We start from the raw sequence: 19,301 nt of genomic DNA, 5'->3' as shown, positions 1-19,301 counted from the left end.
CCAGGCCCGGCGGATGCGATTCACGTTCAGCCTAAAGTAGCGCCGACATCGGCCGACACGGTAGATTCACCAGATCGATCCGCGGGAATCCGGGTACCGCCTGCCGATGTCAGCTGTCTTTTCCATCACTCCTGCCGACAAGAACCGCCTGGCCGCCAGCGATCTGCCACCGCGGGTACGTGAGCTGCTGGGCGCGCTGATCGGCCTGTGCCGGCAGACGCTGGCGGCGCCCCTGATCCTGACCGTCGAGGCGCTGGAGCAGACCCTGCTGCACGACGCCGACCACGCACGCAATCCGCAGCAGCAGGCCGAGCTGATGGCCCAGCGTGGACAGCTGCACGCCTTCGCCGGCCATTTCGCCGATCGCATGCTCGATGCCGTGGCCGACGCCCTCACGCGGTTGCGCGAACCGGTCAGCGGTGTCAGTACCAGTGCCAGGCCGCCAGCGCTGCCGGGCATGCTCGGGCTGTCGCTGGTTGATGAGCACGAAGTGGATCGCGACCTGCTGCTGACCGAGATGGTGCGGCGCGAAACCCTGCGTTCAACCAACACACTGAACCTGCTGGGCCAACGCCTGGGCGTACTGGCGGCGGCGCCGGCCTTCGAGGCCGACACCCTGCCGCTGGCACCGCAGGCACTGTGCGCGATGGTGCGCCGGATTGCCGAACAGGACGCGCTGAGCGTCGAGGTACAGCTGGCGCTGTATCGCAGTTTCGAACGGCAGGTGCTGGAACGGCTGGGCGATATCCTTGACCGTGCCAATGCCCTGCTGGCCCAGTCCGGTGTACTGCCGGGGCTGGTCTACACCCCCTACCTGGCACGCTCGTCGAGCACGCGGCGGATCATCACCCAGTCGGTGGGGGGCGGCCGCACCACGCAGCCGGCCAAGCGCACCGCAGCCCCCTTGACCGGCTGGAACGGTTCGGCACCGGCCGGCTCCTGGTCCAGCCTGGTACAGGACGCCTTCCACGAGGGCGGCGCAGCCGGCCCCGCCACGCCGGGTGTGACCACCTCCACCGGCAGTGCACTGCATGAGCTGCTGCAGCAGGCGCGGCACGACAGCCCTGCCCCGGCGGACAGCGGCGCTGTGCCCAGCGCGGCAGTCGACGCGGTACTCGCGCGCCTGCAGGCCCAGTCCAGTGCGGCAACCGGTGTGGCCGACCTGCAGGCTGCCGTGGTCGCGCAGCTGCGCAGCGAGCATGGTGCGCAGGCCCAGCTGGGCAGTCACGACCGGGACAACCTCGACCTGCTGCGCATGCTGATGCAGCAGGTGCAACAGCAGCAGCGTCCCGATCCAGTGCCGGCCGCGCTGCTGGCCCGCCTGCAGGTACCCCTGGCACGCGCCGCCATGGCCGATCCGGGCTTCTTCGTGCGCGACGAACACCCCGCGCGTGAGCTGCTCAATCAGATCGCCGAAGTCGGCGCCAACTGGCTGGGCGATGAGGATGTCGACCCGCAGCTGCTGCAGCGCATGGCGCAGAGCGTGCAGGGCCTGCTGGGGCAGGATGCGCGTGCGCCGGAAGTCTTTGCCGCCGCCAGTGAAGACGTGCAGCAGCACCAGCGCGCGGCGGCCCATCGTGCCGAACTGGCCGAGCGCCGCCATGTGGAAGCCGCGCGCGGCAAGGAACGATTGGAACTGGCCCGTCGCCAGGCCACCGCACAGATCGACCAGTGCTGCGACACCCGGTCGCCACCGCGTTTCGTGCAGACCTTGCTGCGCCAGGCCTGGGCCGATGCACTGACCCTCACCCGCCTGCGCCATGGCGACGATTCACCGCAATGGCGGGAGCGCCTGCAACAGACCGAGCGCATCGCTGCCATCACCGCGCAGGCCATCGACGCCCCCGGCGGCACCGATACCGCACTGGCAGCGGACGTGGAGGCCGCATTGCTGCAGGTCGGCTACCACGCCGAGGAAGCCGCCGCTGTCGCGCGCAGGCTGGCCACGCCCGGCGGCGAGGATGAAAGCACCTCGCGTACCGAGCTCAGCGCACGCCTCAAGGCACGTGCGCGCCTGGGCGAGCACGCCGGCACGAACGGTGGCGCCGCACCTGCCACGCCGCGCAGCAGCGCCGAAGAAGCGGCCTACCAACAGCTGTCCAGCCTGCCGTTCGGCAGTTGGTTCGACATCGACATGGGCGATGGCACGATGCGCCGCCAGCGCCTGTCCTGGTACAGCCTGCTGACCGGCCACGCGTTGTTCGTCAATGCGCGCGGGCAGAAGATCACCGATACCGACCTGGATGCGCTGGCACGGCAGATCAGTGCCGGGCGCGCGCAGCTGGTCACCGAAGACAAGGGCCGGCTGGTCGACCGTGCCTGGGAAGCCAGCCTCGGTGCGCTGCGCGCACTGGCCACGGCTCGCGCACAGGAGACCCCCGCATGAAAGCCGTACCGCCGCAGGACACCCGCCGCGCGCCGCGCCGCCAGGTCTCGGACCTGGTGCCGGTTACCGACCAGATGCGCGAGTGCGTGGTCGGGCGCCTCGGCAATGTCTCCGAAACTGGCATGCTGATGCTGGCCAGCATGCCGCTGCGCGAGGATGCGCTGTACCAGCTGCGCTTTCCCTTGCCATTGGGTGATGGCCGCCAGCAGGCCATCGACGTAGGCGTGCATCTGCTGTGGAGCGAGCCCGCACACGTTCCCGGGCAGAGCTGGACCGGCTTCCGCTTCCTGACCCTGTCGCGCGAACATCGGCAGCTGCTGCGGCAGTGGGTGGGCGAAGACAGCGACGAGGGGCCGGTTTCGACGGCCTGAGTGCCGGTTCCGGCACAGCGGTTTTTCGCGGTATGCGGCAGAATCTAGGGCCGTTTTCCGTGTCGAGCCACCGCAATGATCCAGCAAGACCCCGGCGCCCTGTATTCCGACCACCTGGCCGTGCTGTGCCGACGCGCCGAGCAGGCGCTGGCCCGCGGCGGCTTCGACCATCTGGTGGTGCCCAGCGGCACCCTGCACTACCAGGTGTTCGACGACCGCGACTACCCGTATGCGGTCAACCCGCAGTTCAAGGCCTGGCTGCCGCTGACCCGCGTGCCCAACAGCTGGATCGTGTTCACCCCGGGCAAGCGCCCGGCAGTGATCTTCCACCAGCCCTTCGACTACTGGCACGTGGTACCGGACGCCCCCAGTGGCTGGTGGGTGGAGCACTTCGACATCCACATCATCCGCAAGCCCGAAGAGGCGCTGGCCCTGCTGCCGGCCGACCCGTCGCGCTGCGCGATCCTGGGCGAGCCGCAGAGCGCACTGGGCAACTACGTGCCGAACAATCCAGCGCCGGTGGTGAACTACCTGGAATGGCACCGCGGCAGCAAGACACCGTATGAAATCGCACTGATGCGCCAGGCCCAGGTGCTGGGCGTGCGCGGCCACCGCGCCGCCGAGGCCGCGTTCCGCAACGGTGCCGACGAATTCAGCATCCACATGGCGTACTGCCAGGCCGTCGGCCAGGATGCCAACGAGCTGCCCTACGGCAACATCGTGGCGTTGAACGAACACGCCGCCGTGCTGCATTACACCGAGCTGGGCCGCAAGGCACCGCAGCCGCTGCGCAGCTTCCTGATCGACGCCGGCGCCAGTGCGCACGGCTACGCCAGCGACATCACCCGCACCTACGCCGCGCAGGGCCACGACGAATTCGCCGCGATGATTGCGGCCGTCGACGCCGCCCAGCAGCAGATGTGCGCAGCGGTGCGCCCGGGCTTCGACTACAAGCAGCTGCACGTGGACGCACATCTTTCGCTGATGGGCGTGCTGAAGGACTTCGGCGTGATCAGGGTCTCGCCGCAGACCGCGCTGGAGACCGGCGTCAGCGCCGCATTCTTCCCGCACGGCATCGGCCACCTGATCGGCCTGCAGGTGCACGACGTGGCCGGCTTCGCGGCCAGCGACGAGGGCGGCCGCATCGAGCGCCCGGCCGGCCACCCGTACCTGCGCCTGACCCGCGTGCTGGAACCGGGCATGGTGGTGACCATCGAGCCAGGCCTGTACTTCATCGACATGCTGTTGAACGAAGTGAAGGACGCCGGCCATGGTGATGCGATCAACTGGGAGCGCGTGGACTTCTTCCGTCCGTATGGTGGCATCCGCATTGAAGACGAAGTGCTGTGCACTGATGGCGAGGCGGACAACCTGACGCGGCCGGCGTTTGCGGCGGCGAACGGCTGAGCCCCTCGTGGTTGGGTGCTGAATTCAAAAGCCGCGCTTGGTGGGGCGGGTAGGCCATGCAGGGGACGCTGCAAGTACGTCCCTGTAAGCTCGATGGCGCCATCCATGGCGCCAACGCCCCTGCATGGCCTACCCGCCCCACCTTTGACAGTTTCCTGCCGCGTCCAACCACGGAAAAGAAAAAAGAAAAGCAGAAGCGGGTCGCTCGCTGCGCTCGCTCTGTGTCGACCACGGTCGACACCTACCCAACAGCCGCAATTGCCCGTAGATCCACGCCATGCGTGGATGATTCATTCGATATCTGACAGATGTGCCGACCAACGGTCGGCACCCACCAACAGCCACAGGAATCTGTCGGGGGTGGGGCGATGTGGGTGGGCAGGACCGTTGGCGCCATGGATGGCGCCATCGAGCCCCCATGGATGGGTTTACGGCGTGTCCTGACCACCCACACCGCCCCGCCATCCCACGGAATGCCGCTCTGGCATTGGCAGTTGCCGTTGATTGCAGCAGGTGCAGGGCTGCAAGCCCTGCAGAACACCACTTACCCCGCCATCACCGCTTCAATCTCGTCGGCGCTGCGCGCCAGGCCTTCGGTCAGTACGCGATGGCCGTCATCGGTGATCAGCACGTCATCCTCGGTACGGATGCCGATACCGCGCCAGCGCGGCTCCACCGTCGTGTCATCCACGCCGATGTACAACCCCGGCTCGATGGTGAACGCCATGCCCGGCTCCAGCAGACGCGAGTCACCGGCCAGGCGGTAGTCGCCCACGTCGTGCACGTCCATGCCGATCCAGTGCCCGGTCTTGTGCCGGTAGAAGCGCTGGTACAGGCCTTCGGCCAGGTTCTTTTCCAGCGTGCCCTTCAGCAGGCCCAGCCGCAGCAGGCCCTCGGTCAGGGTCTGCACTGCGGCGAGGTGACCGGCTTCGTACGGCACGCCCGGCCTGGCCTGGGCCAACGCAGCGGCCTGCGCATCGCCGACCAGGTCGTGCAGTGCACGCTGCTCGGCGCTGAAGCGGCCATTCACCGGGAACGTGCGGGTGATGTCACTGGCGTAGCCACGGTACTCGGCACCGGCGTCGATCAGCACCAGCTCGCCGTCGCGCGAACGCGCGTTGTTGTCGCGGTAATGCAGGATGCAGCCGTTGCGGCCGGCGCCGACGATGCTGCAGTACGCGGGCACCGCATCATTGGCGCGGAACACGCGTTCCAGCTCCGCCTGCAGTTCGTACTCGTGGATGCCGGCCCTGGCTGCCTTCATCGCGGCCAGATGCGCACGCACGCTGATCTGCGCGGCGTGGTGCATCAACGCCACTTCGGCACCGGACTTGAACAGGCGCTGCTCGTGCAGCAGGTGGCCCAGTTCGAGGAACTCGTGCGGCGGCTGCGCACCGTGGCGCACCTGCGAACGCACGCGGTTGACCCAGCCGATCAGCTTCAGGTCGAAGTCGGCATCCCGGCCGAAGTGGTAGTAGACGCGCGAGCGGCCTTCCAGCAAGCCCGGCAGGATGTCGTCCAGATCATCGATCGGGTAGGCATCGTCCATGCCGTACTGCGCCACCGCGCCTTCCTGGCCAGCGCGGCTGCCGTCCCAGGCCTCGCGTTCGGCATCGCGCTCGCGGCAGAACAGGATGGCCTCGCCGTGGCGTCGGCCCGGGATCAGTACCAGCACTGCTTCCGGCTCCGGGAAGCCGCTCAGGTACTGGAAATCCGAATCCTGCCGGAACGGATAATGGGTATCGAGGCTGCGCACCTTCTCGGCCGCGGCCGGCAGCACCAGGATCGCATCCTCGCCGGCCATGTCCATCAGCTGGCGGCGACGACGCTTGTACTCGCCGGCGGCAATGCCGGTGCGCTGCTTGATGTCCATCAGTTCAGGCGCTGACGATGGCGCGAGGCCAGCACCACGTCGCCGTGCAGCAAGAGCACCGCCACGCGGATGAATTCCTCGATCTCCGACAGGGCTTCGTCGTCATCATCGCCACCGGCCTCGAAATCCTCGCTGGAGGCCCGCGCCAGGCTGGCCATGTCGGTCAGCGCTTCCTCGCCCTCTTCGGACAGGGTCGGGCGGCGGCCGCCGCTGCCCAGGCCGAAGCCGCCCAGGAAGGAACGGGTCCAGCTGAACATGGCATCGGCCTGCGCTGATACGTCGTCGCCGTCGGTCAGCAGCAGCTCGAAGGCGAAGTCGCGGTCTTCCAGCTGCTTGATGGTGGCCTGCAGCAGCTGCCCCAGCACGCTGTCGGCAGCCACCGGCGGCAGGTTGTCGTCGGCCAGCACGCGCGCCGGCCAGTCGTTGCCGGGGGCACCGCCGGCAGCCAGCCAGCCGCACAGCGCGCCGTGCAGCTCGGCAGCGGTGGCACCCAGGCCCAACGCCTGGCTGGCGCGGGTAACGTCGTCGACGGAGGGAAGTTCGGTCATCGTGCGGCTCGTTCGGAAAGGAAACCCGGGGCGCGCACGCGCGCGCCCGTAAGACCCCGTAGTGTAGCAACCCGACGGCATCCTCTCCGCAGGCGTCCAGCCTTGCTGCGACAACGCTTGACCGCCCTTGCCCGGCTTGCCTATCGTGCCCGCATGGAACCCGCCGATCCCCTTGCCCAGCTGCAGGACTTCGCCGCCCGCGTGGACGCGTTGCTTGAACGCAACCAGCGCCTGGCCGAGGAGAACCGCAGCCTGCGCCACCAGCAGGAGCAGCTGGTGGCCGAGCGCTCGACGCTGCTGGCCAAGAATGAGCAGGCACGTTCGCGGGTGGAAGCAATGATCAGCCGGCTCAAATCCCTGGAGCAGCACACATGAGCGCCGAACCGGTCAGTGTCCGCATCCTCGATCGTGAATACACCGTGGGCGTCGGCGGCGATGAACGTGACAGCCTGATGGCCGCCGCGCGCCTGCTGGATGCGCGCATGCGCGAGATCCGCGGCAGCAACCGCATGGCCGCGGTTGATCGCGTTGCCGTACTGGCCGCGCTGAACCTGGCCCACGAACTGCAGCTGCTGCGCGACGAAAACGCCCGCCAGGCCGTGGCCCTGCAGCAGACCCTGGCCGACCTGAACCGGCGCCTGGACCGCGCCATCGACGGCACCCCCTGAAAATCGTGCAAAACGCGTCTTCTCATATCTGAATTGGCACGGACTGTTGCCGACGAACGGCCTATCCAGATCCTGCGTGCTGGCTATAATGGTCACGCGTTCTCTGCGGTACTCGACGGCATGTGCAAACATTCGCCTTGTCCCTTAAGAACGACACCGGGAGCGCGACAGCGCCGGGAGTGCAGGTCCGCCTTGCAGCGGGAAGCCCGATGGTTCTCCAGCGTTCCCACTTGAGCCCCCGGGTTCAAGGTCGTTTCGCATGCATCGACATTGCGGAGAATGCAATATTCCAGCAAGGGCGGCGTCTTCGGGCGTCGCCCTTGTTCTTTCCGGCACAATGGCGGCTGTTCCCCCGCCGCACGCTGCCATGACCGACCCGCGCCAGGCCCTGCGCCACGACCTGCGGCAACGCCGCCGCGACCTTTCCGCCACTGAGCGCATCGCCGCCGCCGAATCGCTTGCCGATGCCCTGCTCGCCCTGCCGTTCGCCCCGCGCGAAGGCGCCGTGGCCGGCTACTGGGCGCTGGATGGCGAGATCGCCCTGCACCGCTGGCAGTTGCAGTTGCCCGAAGGCCTCACCTACTGCCTGCCGGTGCTGGCCGGCGACGTGCTGCGCTTCGCGCCGTGGCGGCCGGGGCAGCCGCTGACCAGCAACCGCTACGGCATTCCCGAGCCGGACGTGGCGCTGGAAGACACACTGGAACCAGCACAGATGGCGCTGGTGGTGGCCCCGCTGGTGGGTTTCGACACGCAGTGCCGGCGGCTGGGCATGGGGGGCGGCTGGTATGATCGCAGCTTCGCCTTCCGCCACGACCGGCCGGCGCCGCCCTGGCTGGTCGGTGCTGCGTTCGCGGTGCAGCAGGTCGAGTCCTTGCCGGTGGCGTCGTGGGACGTGCCGGTGGATGCGATCTGCACCGAAGACGGCACCCTGTTCCCCTCCGCTGCCCCCGTGAACGCATGACCGCCCGCAAGCGCTACTGGCTGATGAAGTCCGAACCGGACGCCTTCTCCATCGATGACCTGGCCAAGGTCAAGGTCGAACCCTGGAACGGGGTGCGCAACTACCAGGCGCGCAACTTCATGCGCGATGGCATGCAGGTGGGCGACGGCATCCTGTTCTACCACTCCAATACCAAGGTGCCGGGCATCGTCGGCCTGGCCACGGTGGCCAGTACGGCCTACCCGGACGACACCCAGTTCGATCCGAAATCCGACTACCACGACCCCAAGAGCACGCGCGAAAACCCGCGCTGGATGCTGGTGGACGTGGCCTTCGACCGCAAGCTCAAGCAGGTGATCGCGCTGGACGAGATCAAGCTGCACGCCGAAGAACTCGGCGAGGGCTTCCCGCTGGTTGCCAAGGGCAACCGCCTGTCGGTGTTCCCGGTGACCGCCGCGCAGTGGAAGCTGCTGCTGTCGCTGGAAAAGAAATCCTGATTCCCTGCCTGAGAGTTCTCCCATGTCCGAAGCCAAGCGCCTGGCCGCCGAGAAAGCCATCGAGTACGTTGAAGACGGCATGATCGTCGGTGTCGGCACCGGTTCCACCGTGGCCTATTTCATCGATGCCCTGGCCCGCATCCAGCACCGCATCAAGGGCGCTGTTTCCAGCTCCGAGCAGAGCACCGCGCGCCTGAAGCAGCACGGCATCGAGGTGATCGAGCTGAACCACAGCGGCAACCTGTCGCTGTACGTCGATGGCGCCGATGAGTGCGACGCCAACAAGTGCCTGATCAAGGGCGGCGGCGCCGCGCTGACCCGCGAGAAGATCATCGCCGAGGCCAGCGAGCGCTTCATCTGCATCATCGACCCGAGCAAGCAGGTGCCGGTGCTGGGCAGGTTCCCGCTGCCGGTGGAAGTGATCCCGATGGCGCGCAGCCTGGTCGCCCGCCAGATCCGCGACATGACCGGCGGCCAGCCGACCTGGCGTGAAGGCGTGGTCACCGACAACGGCAACCAGATCCTGGACATCCACAACCTGCAGATCACCGATCCGGAAAAGCTGGAGCGCGAGCTCAACCAGCTGCCGGGCGTGGTCTGCGTCGGCCTGTTCGCCCGCCGCCGCGCCGATGTGGTGATCGTCGGCGGCGAGCCGCCGGTCGTGCTCTGACCCTTTCGAAGGATCCTGACGATGTCGCTGTTGCGTTCGCTGCTGATGCTCCCGCTGCTGGCCCTGGCTGGCTGCGCCACCGACGCGGCCCGCCACTGGGTCGAACTGGATGGCGCCCGCTACCAGGTCGAGCTGGCCACCAACGATGAAACCCGCGCACGCGGTCTGATGTTCCGCGACCAGATGGCGGCCGACCACGGCATGCTGTTCATCCACGACCGCGAGGAAATGCAGGCGTACTGGATGAAGAACACCAGGATCGCGCTGGACATCCTGTACTTCGACAGCCAGCGCAAGCTGGTCAGCCAGCAGCGTGATGTGCCGCCGTGCTCGGCCGGCGACATGTGCCCGCCCTACCCCAGCGGTGGCCCGGCACGTTACGTGCTGGAGCTCAACGCCGGCCAGGCCGAGAAGCTCAAGCTGAAGGACGGCACGGAGCTGAAGTTCGGCCCAGGCATCGAGTAACAGGGTTCTGCCCGCGGTAGTGCCGGCCGCTGGCCGGCAACCCTGCAGGGGTCAGATCCCTTTCGCACGCGAAAGGGATCTGACCCCCGGATTTTTCACGCGGCACCGCTTGAAACCGCCTGCGAATGACGCCAGTCTGTGGTCATGCAGGACCGGATCACACTCCCCGACTGGGATGCACTGGCCGACCTCGAAGACGAGGCGCTGCCCTTGTTGCCGACCGCGCTGCTGATCGCGCGCGATGAATACCCCGATCTGCAGCCGTCCACCTACGACGCGCTGATCCAGAGCCATGTCGATCACCTCCGTTCGGAAGTGGAGAGCATCGACAACAGCCCACTGAAAATGGCGGCGATCAACCGCCACCTGTTCGACGAGCTGGGCTACAGCGGCGACCACGACGAGTATTACGACCCGCGCAACAGCTACCTCAACCAGGTGTTCGAGCGGCGCTTGGGCAATCCGATCTCGTTGGCGCTGGTGCAGATGGAAGTCGCGCGCCGGCTCGGCATACCGTTGGATGGCGTGTCCTTCCCCGGCCACTTCCTGGTGCGCTTGCCGGTGGACGACGGCGTGCTGGTGATGGACCCGTTCAACGGTGGCCGGCCACTGGACGTGGACGAACTGCGCGAACGCGCCAAGTCACACCTGGGCGGACAGATGCCCGATGACCAGGTGCTGGCGCAGATCCTCGACCCGGCGCCGGCGCGCGCGATCCTGATGCGCATGCTGCGCAACCTGCATGGTGTCTACGCCGAAGCCGGTGAATGGGATCGTGCCGCACGCAGTGCCGACCGCCTGCTGAAACTGGCGCCCGAGCAGGACGACGCGCTGCGCGACCGCGGCCTGGCGTACCTGCAACTGGAGTATCTGGCCGGTGCCCGCCATGACCTGGGGCAGTACCTGAAGCGCAATCCCGAGGCCAGCGACGCGCAGTGGCTGCGCGAGAAGCTGATCGACCTCGGCGGGCCGATGCCGCGGCTGCATTGAGGGTGTCGGTGTGTGGACCAACGGTCCACACCCACCCCAACGGTCCTCACCCACAGGATGGGCCGGGTGGCCCGCCGGTCAATCGACCTCGACCATCTCGAAATCGGCCTTGGTCACCCCGCAGTCCGGGCAGGTCCAGGTCTCGGGAATGTCCTCCCAACGCGTCCCGGGCTCAATACCCTCCTCCGGCAAGCCTTCCGCTTCGCTGTACAGGAAGCCGCAGACCACGCACATCCAGGTTCGCAGGGTGGTGGGGCTGGCGTCGCTCATCGGATAATCGGGGCTGGATTCACGGGCGGCCATTGTCCCATTGCAGCCCACGCACCGGTAGCCATCGATGACTTCTGCTTCCCCGGCGCCCCGCGGCGTCTACCTGATCACCCCGGACGAGCCCGATACCGCGCGCCTGCTGGCCCGTACCGCGCCGCTGCTGGCCGCGGGTGCCACCTGGCTGCAGTACCGCCACAAGACCGCCAGCGATGCCCTGCGGCAGGAACAGGCGACGGCCCTGCAAGGCCTGTGCGCCGCCCACGGCGTGCCGCTGATCGTCAACGACGACCCGGTGCTGGCCAAGGCCGTGGGCGCGGCCGGCGTGCATCTGGGCGGCACCGACGGGGACATCCCCAGCGCGCGCGCGCTGCTCGGTGCCGAGGCCATCATCGGCGCCTCCTGCTACGACCAGCTGGCCAATGCAGAGAAGGCCGTGGCGGCCGGCGCCAGCTATGTGGCCTTCGGCGCCTTCTTCCCGACCACCACCAAGGTCACCAGCAGCCGCGCCCACACCGACCTGCTGCGGCAAAGCGCCGCACTCGGCGTGCCGCGGGTGGCGATCGGCGGCCTGACGCCGGACAATGTCGGTCCCATCATCGACGCCGGCGCCGATCTGGTGGCCGTGGTCAGCGGTATCTATGCCGCATCGGACCCGGTCGCGACCCAGCGCGCCTATCTCGCCCAGTTCGCGTAATGCCCAGGAAAGCCCCATGAACCACGACCAGTCCCACGCCCTGTTCTCCCGTGCCCAGCAGCTGCTGCCGGGCGGCGTCAATTCGCCGGTACGTGCGTTCAAGTCGGTCGGCGGCGAGCCGTTCTTCGTTGAACGCGCCGATGGCGCCTACCTGTACGACGTCGATGGCAACCGCTACATCGACTACGTCGGTTCCTGGGGCCCGATGATCGTCGGCCATAACCACCCGGCCGTGCGCCAGGCGGTGAAGAAGGCGATCGACAATGGCCTGTCCTTCGGTGCGCCGTGCGCGGCCGAAGTCACCATGGCCGAGACCATCACCCGCCTGGTGCCATCGTGCGAGATGGTGCGCATGGTCAACTCCGGCACCGAGGCCACGCTGTCGGCGATCCGCCTGGCGCGTGGCGCCACCGGCCGCAACCGCATCGTCAAGTTCGAAGGCTGCTACCACGGCCACGGCGACTCGTTCCTGGTCAAGGCCGGCAGCGGCATGCTGACCCTGGGCGTGCCGACCTCGCCGGGCGTCCCGGCCGGCCTGAGCGAACTGACCCTGACCCTGCCCTACAACGACTTCGAAGCGGCCACCGCCCTGTTCGAACAGCAGGGTGACGACATCGCCGGCCTGATCATCGAACCGGTGGTCGGCAACGCCAACTGCATCCCGCCGCGCGAGGGCTACCTGCAACACCTGCGTGCGCTGTGCACGAAGCATGGCGCGCTGCTGATCTTCGACGAAGTGATGACCGGCTTCCGTGTTGCCCTTGGCGGTGCGCAGGCGCATTACGGCATCACCCCGGACCTGACCACTTTCGGCAAGATCATCGGCGGTGGCATGCCGGTGGGTGCCTATGGTGGTCGCCGCGAGCTGATGCAGCAGATCGCACCGGCCGGCCCGATCTACCAGGCCGGCACGCTGAGCGGCAATCCGGTGGCGATGGCCGCCGGACTGGCGATGCTGGAGCTGATCCAGCAGCCGGGCTTCCACGCCGACCTGGCCGAGCGCACCGCGCGCCTGTGTGCCGGCCTGGAAGCGGCCGCCGCCGAATCCGGTGTGGCCGTGACCACCACCTGCGTGGGTGCGATGTTCGGGCTGTTCTTCACCAGCGAGAAGGTGGAGACCTATGCGCAGGCCACCGCCTGTGACATTCCGGCGTTCAACCGCTTCTTCCACGCGATGCTGGAGCAGGGCGTGTTCCTGGCCCCGTCGGCGTACGAGGCCGGCTTCCTGTCCAGCGCCCACGATGACACGGTGATCGAGGCCACCCTCGCCGCCGCACGCGTAGCGTTCCGGGCTGCCAAGGGCTGATCGCAAAAAAGGGGACGGAGGGGATTAAGTCGTTTGTGCACAAACGACTTAATCCCCTCCGTCCCCTTTTTTTCAACCGAAGACGAACTTGCCCTTCATCATCGCGAAGTGGCCGGGGAACGAGCAGAAGAAGGTGTAGTCACCGCCCTTCTGCAGGCCCTGGGTGGAGAAGCGCACGCGCGTGGTCTCGCCACCGCCGATCACCTTGGTGTGCGCCAGCACGCGCTTGTCGGCCTTCGGCAGGTAGCTGTCGGCCAGGGTCATGCGCATGCCCGCCATCGCCACCGGCTGGTAATCGGCGGTACGGGTCAGCACCCAGTTGTGACCCATCGCGGTGACAGCCAGCTTGCCGGTGTGGCGCAGGGTCAGGTCCACGGCGGTGCAGTCGGTGGCGACCTTGATCTCGCGGCTGCTGAAGCTCATCTGGTCGGTGCTGTCGATGCTCACCGCACACACCCGCGCCATCGCCGACGGCGCCAGCATCAGCGCGCCCAGTCCCACTGCCACCATCCAAGCCTTCATCGTTGCATCTCCTGCGGATTCAAACGCCATTCTAGGCAGCCCCCTGTGGCCGCGTCTGCGACCGTCTGTCGCACGCGCACTCCAGGGTTTCCGCGCATCCACCGCGATGGCATGCTCGGCTGATGCGGATCGATCTGTTGCTGCTGGATGTGGATGGCGTGCTGGTGCAGTACCAGCGCGCGCAGCGCGTGCTGCATCTGGCACAGGCGCTGGATGTCGCGCCGGAAACCGTGCAGGCCGCGCTGTACGACAGCGGGCTGGAAGCGGCGCATGACAATGGCACGCTGGATGGCCCGGCCTATCTGGCGCAGCTGAGCAAACAGCTGGGCCGCACCGTTGATGTACACACGTGGATCGCGGCGCGACAGGCCGCCAGCCATCCACAGCCGGCCGTGCTGCAGCGGCTGCAGGCCCTGCAGCTGCCGATGGCGGTGCTGACCAACAATGGCGCACTGATGCAGCAGGCCTTGCCGACTCTGCTACCGGAACTGTTCCCGGCGCTCCAGGGCCGCGTGTTCTGCAGCGCGGAGTTCGGTCTGCGCAAACCGGCGCCCGCGGTGTTCCTGCGCACGCTGGAAGCACTGGACGTGGCACCTGCGCGCACGCTGTTCGTCGATGACCTGTTCGCCAACGTGCGCGGCGCACGCGCCGCCGGCCTGCACGCGGAAACCGTGCGCGATGGCCGTGAGCTGGGCAAGGTGTTGAAGCGTTACGCGGTGGGCTGATCGGGGCCAGAGCCCTCTGCGCAGGAGAGGGATCCGACCCCAGCATTATGGCTTCAGCGCGCGGCGATGAACGCGGCAATTGCCGCGCGCAGGCGCTTGAGGCCTTCGGCCACTTCTTCGTCGGTGATGTTCAGCGACGGCACGAAGCGCAGCACGTCCGGGCCGGCCTGCAGGGTCAGCAGGCCCTGCTCGGCGGCGTGGTCAAGGATCGCACCGGCCTGGCCGGCAAAATCCTTGCTCAGCACCGCGCCCAGCATCAGGCCACGGCCACGCACGTCGCTGAACACGCCGAATTCTTCGTTGATGCGCGCAAAGCCATCGCGCAGCGCCTTCGACTGGCGGCTGACGTTGGCGGCGATCTCCGACGAGGCCAGCTTGCGCAGCGCCACGCGGGCCACCGCAGCGGCCAGCGGGTTGCCACCGAAGGTGGTGCCGTGCGCGCCAAACTGCATGGTCTCGGCCACCTTCGGGCCGGCCAGCATCGCACCGATCGGGAAGCCGCCACCCAGTGCCTTGGCCAGGGTGACCATGTCCGGCACCACGTCGTCCTGCCAGTGCGCGAACAGCGTGCCGGTGCGGCCCATGCCGGCCTGGATCTCGTCCAGCACCAGCAGCGCGTCGTGCTGGTCGCACAGTTCGCGCACGCGCTTGAGGAAGCCGGACTTGGCCGGCATCACGCCGCCCTCGCCCTGGATCGGCTCCAGCATCACCGCCGCCACGTCACCGGCGGCCATCGCGGTTTCCAGCTGCACTTCGTCGTTGAAATCGATGTAGCGGAAGCCCCCCGGCAGCGGCTCGTAGCCTTCCTGGTACTTCGGCTGCGCGGTAGCGGTCACCGCGCCCATGGTGCGGCCGTGGAAGCTGCCACGGAAGGTGATGATGACGCGCTTGTCGGCCGGGCGGCCCTGGCTGGAGGCCCACTTGCGGACCATCTTGATCGCCACTTCGTTGGCTTCGGCGCCGGAGTTGCACAGGAACACCCGCTCGGCGAAGCGACTGGCCTTCACCAGTTCCTCGGCCAGGTGCAGCGGCGGTGCGCTGTAGAACACGTTGCTGGTGTGCCAGAGCTTGCCGGCCTGCTCGACCAGCGCGGCCACCAGGTCCGGATCGTTGTGGCCCAGGCCGCACACGGCGATGCCGGCAGCCAGGTCGATGAACTCACGGCCCTGGCTGTCCCATACGCGGGCGCCCTGGCCTCGCTCCAGTACCACCTGGCGGGGCTTGTAGACCGGCAGGTAATAGTGCGAAAGGGAGATCAGCGGATCGGTCGCGGCGGTCATGGCAGTCGGCAGGGTTCAGGAACGCCCATTCTCGCGCCGGAACCCCTGCGGCACAATGCGCCCATGCGACCGTTTTCCGCCCCCCAGCTCAACCCCGCCACCGAGACCGGCTGGCGCCGTCGGTGGTTCGACATCATCTACCGCCATGACACCCGCCCTTCGCGCAATTTCGACCTGATCCTGGTGGTGGCGATCGTCGCCAGCATCCTGGTGGTGATGATCGACAGCGTGCAGCACCTGCATGCGGAATGGTCCACCGGCCTGTACATCCTGGAATGGGGATTCACGATCATCTTCACCGCCGAGTACCTGCTGCGGCTGGCGGTGGTCAAGCGCCCCCTGCGGTATGCAGTGAGCATCTGGGGCATCATCGACCTGCTGTCGATCCTGCCCGCCTACCTGTCGATGTTCATCCCCGGCGCGCAGAGCCTGCTGGTGGTGCGCGCGCTGCGCATCCTGCGGGTGTTCCGCATCCTGAAGCTGACCCGCTACATCGAGGAAAGCGGCGTCCTGATGACGTCGCTGTGGCGCAGCCGGCGCAAGGTGCTGGTGTTCCTGTTCACGGTGATCACCATCACCATCATCGCCGGTGCGCTGATGTACGTGATCGAGGGCCCCGAACACGGTTTCACCAACATCCCGGCCAGCATGTACTGGGCGGTGGTGACCATGGCCACGGTCGGCTTCGGCGATATCGTGCCGCAGACCGTGCTCGGCCGCTTCGTCACCTCGGTGCTGATCCTGATCGGCTACAGCATCATCGCCGTGCCCACCGGCATCTACACCGCCGAACTGGCCAGCACCATGCGTGAAGCCGAGCAGGCCGCACGCCGCGATGCGCGTGGCTGCCCGGACTGTGGGCTGGAAGGCCATGAACCGGATGCACTGCACTGCCGCAAGTGCGGCGGCAAGCTGCCGGATGCGTTCAGTCATTGATGCGAGCGCCGGCGATGTACACCGGCGCACGCTGATCACGCCATGAGCGGGAGCACTACTGGCGGTTGCTCTGGAAAACGAGCGTGTTGTATTCCTGCATCAGCTTGCTGGCCGATCCACGCGGCGCCATCGACGGCGAATCAAGCATGCGTCGTTCGAAATCGGTGTAAGGCTCTTTCTCGCTGACGCGCTGCAGCCGCGCCTTGCCTTCCCGACGGAAGTTCTCGGCCTCACGCTCGAAGCTGTTCCAGTCCAGCTTTCCCGGTTCCTGATCAGCCACCTTCGCATGCGCTTCGTCGGAAATGCGGTTGAACGCATCCAGACGCTCGCGGGCCTTGGCCTGATCGAAATCATCCTCGCTCATCAGATCCATGATGGCCTTGGCTTCCAGCATCATCGCCAGGCGGTAGTACTCGCGCGTGCGACCCTCGGCCTGCTCCAGTGCCTTGAGCTGCTCGCGCTGGGCGGCGTCGTTCTGGCGCTCCAGCTCGGCATTGAACGTTTCGCTGGCAGCCACGAAATCCTTGAAGGCGGCCATCAAGGGCGCGTGCAGCTGCTTGCCCTTGGCGAACTGGTCGTCTTCGTAGTCCTGGCGATCGTAGTAGTCGTGCGCGTCCTTGCTGATCGGCACCAGCGCCTTCAGCGCCTGCTGGTAGTGGCCGGCAGCAGCATCGAGTTCGGCCAGCACTGGCTTGGCAGCGATCGCCTCGGTCACGGGGGCATCGCACTGCTTCATGTCGTAATCGCTGATCTCGAACGGACCGTACACCTGTGTCTCGCGACCGGTCGGGCCGGCGGCGACATCCTTGATCCAGCGCGTATAGGACTCGATGCTGCCGTGGGTCTTCGAATCAAGCGCGTTGAAGCAGCCGATGTAGGCGTTGAGCTTGGCGGTCAACTGCTGCTGCGGGTCGGACGGCGCCGCGCTGGCGTCCGGCGTGCCGGATGCAGCGGCGCCGCCCGCAGCGGCGGGTGCCTTGCCACCGCAGGCGGCCAGGATCAACGACAGCGAAGCGGCCAGCGCCGCGACGGAAAGAGTGCGTGACATGTGTTCACATCCCTGTTGAAAACGATTACAGCCGCACATTCTAGCGCAGCAGGCCGAAGGTCGCAGCCCTCGGCCTCTTCCGGCGACGTACGATCAATCCAGGAACAGATCCGGCAGCAACGGACGCGATGGATCCACTGCGTAGCCCGAAAGATCGGTGATACCCGCCTGCGCCAGCACGTCATCGTCGATCAGGAACTGGCCATGGAAGCCCGCCGCTTCGCGCACCAGCACCGCATGCGCGGCATCAGCCATGATCTGCGGCGTGCGGCAGCCGGCCGCATCCACGCCCGGGATCATGTTGATCGCATCGGTGGCGATGACCGTGCGCGGCCACAGCGCATTCACCGCCACGCCCTGCGGGCCGAATTCCGCGGCCAGGCCCAGGGTAACGAAGCTCATGCCCATCTTTGCCAGCGTGTAGCCGGTGTGCGGTGCCCACCACTTCGGCTCCAGGCTGGGCGGTGGCGCCAGGGTGAGGATGTGCGGATTCGGCGCCTGCAGCAGGTACGGCAGGCAGGCCTGTGCGCACAGGAAACTGCCTCGCGCATTGACCTGCTGCATCAGGTCGAAACGTTTCATCGGCGTATCCAGCGTACCGCGCAGCCAGATCGCGCTGGCGTTGTTGACCAGGATGTCGATGCCACCGAAGGTATCGACGGTGGCCGCAACCGCCGCGTGCACCTGCTCTTCCTCGCGGATGTCGCACTTCAGGGCCAGTCCCTGCCCGCCTGCCGCCGTCACCGCTTCAGCCGCGGTATGGATGGTGCCCGGCAGCTTCGGATTCGGCACCGACGACTTGGCCGCAATGGCCACGTTGGCGCCGTCGCGCGCAGCGCGCAGTGCGATGGCCAGGCCGATCCCACGCGAGGCTCCGGTGATGAAAAGCGTTTTGCCCTGCAGACTGCCCACGTTCCACACTCCAGCGTATGCAATGAGCCGCTAGTATGCCGCGCCGACGCGGAGTTCACCCGACCTTGACGATACTCGGGCCTCCAGTCAACGCACGAGGTCCACGCCATGCGCCGTTCCCGCCTGTTGCTGCCTGCCTTGGGGCTTGCCCTGCTGACTGCCTGCCAGGGCCGTTCGCCGGAACCCGGCAAGGAGCCACCCGCCGGTGACGCGCCCAGCGCGGAGAAGGCCGCCGCCGACGGCAAGATGCACTGGAGCGAGGCCGTGGTCTGGGATGGCGATCTGAACGCATGCCGCCAGGGCGAGAATGCCGCCACCCGGGATTGCCTGCGCGATGCGATGCGAGCGGGGGGAGCAAGCGCCGAGGCGATCACCGCGGCCGAGCAACTGTCCAGCGCCGGGGAACTGGCGTATGTGACCGCGTGGCATGAGAACGAGGGGCTGGGCATTGCCACGGTCGAGTATCCCTTCCGGGCCAACACCAACGAAGGCACCCGCCTGGTCGACGCCAGCGGCAAGCGCATCGATGTGGATGCCGTACAGCTGGACGACACGCTGCGTGCCGACCCGGCCGTGCAGGAGCTGCTGAAAGCCAATCCGCAGGCCACGCCGTTCGCGCCGGCGCAATCGGCCGGAGCGACACCGCTGGAGGGCGGCGGGATCCGCCTGCTGTACCGCACACCGCTGCGCGACTGCCACGCCTGCCCGGACGTGGGCCAGCTGCAGATCGCCTATGACTTCGATGCCAAGCGCAACTTCATCGGCCAGCAGGTGGTGCCGGCGACGCCGTAAT

The 19,301-nt window shown here is 67.3% G+C and carries 22 protein-coding genes and 1 other RNA gene; 16 read left to right on the top strand and 7 right to left on the bottom strand.

Annotated elements, in window-relative coordinates:
• The first annotated feature begins 106 nt into the window (after positions 1–106).
• The 3 genes from AC5P9F_RS05650 (at position 107) to pepQ (ending at position 4,164) form a co-directional block, all read left to right on the top strand.
• Positions 107–2,386 (top strand): DUF1631 family protein, encoded by a 2,280-nt coding sequence (locus tag AC5P9F_RS05650; protein WP_076739923.1) that lies wholly within the window; start codon positions 107–109, stop codon positions 2,384–2,386.
• The gene (locus AC5P9F_RS05645) at positions 2,383–2,757 is read left to right on the top strand and encodes a PilZ domain-containing protein (protein WP_005410894.1); all 375 of its coding nucleotides are present in this window, start codon (positions 2,383–2,385) and stop codon (positions 2,755–2,757) included. Before AC5P9F_RS05650 ends, AC5P9F_RS05645 begins: the two co-directional genes overlap by 4 nt.
• 75 nt (positions 2,758–2,832) lie before the next feature.
• Positions 2,833–4,164, top strand: a complete 1,332-nt coding sequence (gene pepQ, locus AC5P9F_RS05640; protein ID WP_005410895.1) for a Xaa-Pro dipeptidase — start codon at positions 2,833–2,835, stop codon at positions 4,162–4,164.
• A 544-nt stretch (positions 4,165–4,708) separates the two neighbouring features.
• Here pepQ and AC5P9F_RS05635 read toward each other — a convergent pair.
• Together AC5P9F_RS05635 and AC5P9F_RS05630 are read right to left on the bottom strand one after the other, a co-directional pair.
• Entirely contained in the window at positions 4,709–6,031 is a 1,323-nt protein-coding gene (locus tag AC5P9F_RS05635) for an aminopeptidase P N-terminal domain-containing protein (RefSeq protein ID WP_087944448.1), read from the bottom strand.
• A gap of 5 nt (positions 6,032–6,036) precedes the next feature.
• The gene (locus tag AC5P9F_RS05630; protein ID WP_005410897.1) at positions 6,037–6,585 is read right to left on the bottom strand and encodes a YecA/YgfB family protein; all 549 of its coding nucleotides are present in this window, start codon (positions 6,583–6,585) and stop codon (positions 6,037–6,039) included.
• A gap of 153 nt (positions 6,586–6,738) precedes the next feature.
• On the opposite strand from AC5P9F_RS05630, the gene AC5P9F_RS05625 reads away from it, so the two are divergent.
• The 8 genes from AC5P9F_RS05625 to AC5P9F_RS05590 all read left to right on the top strand — a co-directional run bounded on the left by AC5P9F_RS05625 (position 6,739) and on the right by AC5P9F_RS05590 (position 10,815).
• Entirely contained in the window at positions 6,739–6,960 is a 222-nt protein-coding gene (locus AC5P9F_RS05625; RefSeq protein WP_005418996.1) for a TIGR02449 family protein, read from the top strand.
• Positions 6,957–7,253 carry a cell division protein ZapA gene (locus tag AC5P9F_RS05620; RefSeq protein WP_005410899.1) on the top strand — a complete coding sequence of 99 codons (297 nt, stop codon included), beginning with the start codon at positions 6,957–6,959 and terminating at the stop codon, positions 7,251–7,253. The genes AC5P9F_RS05625 and AC5P9F_RS05620 overlap by 4 nt, the downstream gene beginning before the upstream one ends.
• 97 nt (positions 7,254–7,350) lie before the next feature.
• A non-coding RNA gene (gene ssrS, locus AC5P9F_RS05615) (6S RNA) lies at positions 7,351–7,536 on the top strand.
• Between the two features lie 84 nt (positions 7,537–7,620).
• Positions 7,621–8,214, top strand: a complete 594-nt coding sequence (locus tag AC5P9F_RS05610) for a 5-formyltetrahydrofolate cyclo-ligase (RefSeq protein WP_076739715.1) — start codon at positions 7,621–7,623, stop codon at positions 8,212–8,214.
• A complete protein-coding gene (locus AC5P9F_RS05605) occupies positions 8,211–8,690 on the top strand; it encodes an EVE domain-containing protein (RefSeq protein ID WP_005410901.1) in 480 nt (159 codons plus the stop codon). The genes AC5P9F_RS05610 and AC5P9F_RS05605 overlap by 4 nt, the downstream gene beginning before the upstream one ends.
• 22 nt (positions 8,691–8,712) lie before the next feature.
• Positions 8,713–9,360, top strand: coding sequence for a ribose-5-phosphate isomerase RpiA (gene rpiA, locus AC5P9F_RS05600; protein WP_005410902.1), 648 nt, complete (start codon positions 8,713–8,715; stop codon positions 9,358–9,360).
• 21 nt (positions 9,361–9,381) lie between these two features.
• On the top strand, positions 9,382–9,825 hold the full coding sequence (locus AC5P9F_RS05595; RefSeq protein ID WP_005410903.1) for a DUF192 domain-containing protein: 444 nt from the start codon (positions 9,382–9,384) through the stop codon (positions 9,823–9,825).
• A 144-nt stretch (positions 9,826–9,969) separates the two neighbouring features.
• Positions 9,970–10,815 (top strand): SirB1 family protein, encoded by an 846-nt coding sequence (locus tag AC5P9F_RS05590; RefSeq protein WP_024957828.1) that lies wholly within the window; start codon positions 9,970–9,972, stop codon positions 10,813–10,815.
• A gap of 78 nt (positions 10,816–10,893) precedes the next feature.
• On the opposite strand, the gene AC5P9F_RS05585 is transcribed toward AC5P9F_RS05590, so the two are convergent.
• Entirely contained in the window at positions 10,894–11,118 is a 225-nt protein-coding gene (locus AC5P9F_RS05585; protein ID WP_005410905.1) for a rubredoxin, read from the bottom strand.
• 34 nt (positions 11,119–11,152) lie between these two features.
• On the opposite strand from AC5P9F_RS05585, the gene thiE reads away from it, so the two are divergent.
• Together thiE and hemL are read left to right on the top strand one after the other, a co-directional pair.
• Positions 11,153–11,779, top strand: coding sequence for a thiamine phosphate synthase (gene thiE, locus AC5P9F_RS05580; RefSeq protein WP_049460853.1), 627 nt, complete (start codon positions 11,153–11,155; stop codon positions 11,777–11,779).
• Between the two features lie 16 nt (positions 11,780–11,795).
• Positions 11,796–13,085 (top strand): glutamate-1-semialdehyde 2,1-aminomutase, encoded by a 1,290-nt coding sequence (gene hemL / locus AC5P9F_RS05575; protein ID WP_049460855.1) that lies wholly within the window; start codon positions 11,796–11,798, stop codon positions 13,083–13,085.
• A 72-nt stretch (positions 13,086–13,157) separates the two neighbouring features.
• Here hemL and azu read toward each other — a convergent pair whose 3' ends face one another.
• Positions 13,158–13,607, bottom strand: a complete 450-nt coding sequence (gene azu / locus AC5P9F_RS05570; protein WP_012481174.1) for an azurin — start codon at positions 13,605–13,607, stop codon at positions 13,158–13,160.
• Between the two features lie 122 nt (positions 13,608–13,729).
• On the opposite strand from azu, the gene AC5P9F_RS05565 reads away from it, so the two are divergent.
• Positions 13,730–14,332, top strand: a complete 603-nt coding sequence (locus AC5P9F_RS05565; RefSeq protein WP_049459224.1) for an HAD-IA family hydrolase — start codon at positions 13,730–13,732, stop codon at positions 14,330–14,332.
• A gap of 53 nt (positions 14,333–14,385) precedes the next feature.
• Here AC5P9F_RS05565 and AC5P9F_RS05560 read toward each other — a convergent pair whose 3' ends face one another.
• Positions 14,386–15,612: an acetylornithine transaminase gene (locus AC5P9F_RS05560; RefSeq protein ID WP_049459223.1), complete on the bottom strand. Its 1,227-nt coding sequence runs from the start codon at positions 15,610–15,612 to the stop codon at positions 14,386–14,388.
• A gap of 63 nt (positions 15,613–15,675) precedes the next feature.
• On the opposite strand from AC5P9F_RS05560, the gene AC5P9F_RS05555 reads away from it, so the two are divergent.
• On the top strand, positions 15,676–16,548 hold the full coding sequence (locus tag AC5P9F_RS05555; protein ID WP_005410911.1) for an ion transporter: 873 nt from the start codon (positions 15,676–15,678) through the stop codon (positions 16,546–16,548).
• A 55-nt stretch (positions 16,549–16,603) separates the two neighbouring features.
• On the opposite strand, the gene AC5P9F_RS05550 is transcribed toward AC5P9F_RS05555, so the two are convergent.
• Positions 16,604–17,596 carry a YiiG family protein gene (locus tag AC5P9F_RS05550; RefSeq protein ID WP_049450508.1) on the bottom strand — a complete coding sequence of 331 codons (993 nt, stop codon included), beginning with the start codon at positions 17,594–17,596 and terminating at the stop codon, positions 16,604–16,606.
• A gap of 93 nt (positions 17,597–17,689) precedes the next feature.
• Positions 17,690–18,508: an SDR family oxidoreductase gene (locus AC5P9F_RS05545; protein ID WP_005410913.1), complete on the bottom strand. Its 819-nt coding sequence runs from the start codon at positions 18,506–18,508 to the stop codon at positions 17,690–17,692.
• Between the two features lie 108 nt (positions 18,509–18,616).
• Between AC5P9F_RS05545 and AC5P9F_RS05540 the strand changes: the two genes are divergently transcribed.
• Entirely contained in the window at positions 18,617–19,300 is a 684-nt protein-coding gene (locus tag AC5P9F_RS05540) for a hypothetical protein (RefSeq protein WP_076739717.1), read from the top strand.
• Position 19,301: the final 1 nt, after the last annotated feature.

It is taken from the genome of Stenotrophomonas sp. YJH_SMC_4, from assembly GCF_059371575.1.
The sequence above is the reverse complement of the archived record's forward strand: the minus strand, read 5'-3'. Positions and strand labels throughout refer to the sequence as shown.

What these genes read in the sequence shown, in the direction of transcription:
- AC5P9F_RS05650 (WP_076739923.1), top strand. Translation starts at nt 107, where the DNA reads ATGTCAGCTGTCTTTTCCATCACTCCTGCCGACAAGAACCGCCTGGCC.
- AC5P9F_RS05645 (WP_005410894.1), top strand. Translation starts at nt 2,383, where the DNA reads ATGAAAGCCGTACCGCCGCAGGACACCCGCCGCGCGCCGCGCCGCCAG.
- pepQ (WP_005410895.1), top strand. Translation starts at nt 2,833, where the DNA reads ATGATCCAGCAAGACCCCGGCGCCCTGTATTCCGACCACCTGGCCGTG.
- AC5P9F_RS05630 (WP_005410897.1), bottom strand. Translation starts at nt 6,585, where the DNA reads ATGACCGAACTTCCCTCCGTCGACGACGTTACCCGCGCCAGCCAGGCG.
- AC5P9F_RS05625 (WP_005418996.1), top strand. Translation starts at nt 6,739, where the DNA reads ATGGAACCCGCCGATCCCCTTGCCCAGCTGCAGGACTTCGCCGCCCGC.
- AC5P9F_RS05620 (WP_005410899.1), top strand. Translation starts at nt 6,957, where the DNA reads ATGAGCGCCGAACCGGTCAGTGTCCGCATCCTCGATCGTGAATACACC.
- AC5P9F_RS05610 (WP_076739715.1), top strand. Translation starts at nt 7,621, where the DNA reads ATGACCGACCCGCGCCAGGCCCTGCGCCACGACCTGCGGCAACGCCGC.
- AC5P9F_RS05605 (WP_005410901.1), top strand. Translation starts at nt 8,211, where the DNA reads ATGACCGCCCGCAAGCGCTACTGGCTGATGAAGTCCGAACCGGACGCC.
- rpiA (WP_005410902.1), top strand. Translation starts at nt 8,713, where the DNA reads ATGTCCGAAGCCAAGCGCCTGGCCGCCGAGAAAGCCATCGAGTACGTT.
- AC5P9F_RS05595 (WP_005410903.1), top strand. Translation starts at nt 9,382, where the DNA reads ATGTCGCTGTTGCGTTCGCTGCTGATGCTCCCGCTGCTGGCCCTGGCT.
- AC5P9F_RS05590 (WP_024957828.1), top strand. Translation starts at nt 9,970, where the DNA reads ATGCAGGACCGGATCACACTCCCCGACTGGGATGCACTGGCCGACCTC.
- AC5P9F_RS05585 (WP_005410905.1), bottom strand. Translation starts at nt 11,118, where the DNA reads ATGGCCGCCCGTGAATCCAGCCCCGATTATCCGATGAGCGACGCCAGC.
- thiE (WP_049460853.1), top strand. Translation starts at nt 11,153, where the DNA reads ATGACTTCTGCTTCCCCGGCGCCCCGCGGCGTCTACCTGATCACCCCG.
- hemL (WP_049460855.1), top strand. Translation starts at nt 11,796, where the DNA reads ATGAACCACGACCAGTCCCACGCCCTGTTCTCCCGTGCCCAGCAGCTG.
- azu (WP_012481174.1), bottom strand. Translation starts at nt 13,607, where the DNA reads ATGAAGGCTTGGATGGTGGCAGTGGGACTGGGCGCGCTGATGCTGGCG.
- AC5P9F_RS05565 (WP_049459224.1), top strand. Translation starts at nt 13,730, where the DNA reads ATGCGGATCGATCTGTTGCTGCTGGATGTGGATGGCGTGCTGGTGCAG.
- AC5P9F_RS05560 (WP_049459223.1), bottom strand. Translation starts at nt 15,612, where the DNA reads ATGACCGCCGCGACCGATCCGCTGATCTCCCTTTCGCACTATTACCTG.
- AC5P9F_RS05555 (WP_005410911.1), top strand. Translation starts at nt 15,676, where the DNA reads ATGCGACCGTTTTCCGCCCCCCAGCTCAACCCCGCCACCGAGACCGGC.
- AC5P9F_RS05550 (WP_049450508.1), bottom strand. Translation starts at nt 17,596, where the DNA reads ATGTCACGCACTCTTTCCGTCGCGGCGCTGGCCGCTTCGCTGTCGTTG.
- AC5P9F_RS05540 (WP_076739717.1), top strand. Translation starts at nt 18,617, where the DNA reads ATGCGCCGTTCCCGCCTGTTGCTGCCTGCCTTGGGGCTTGCCCTGCTG.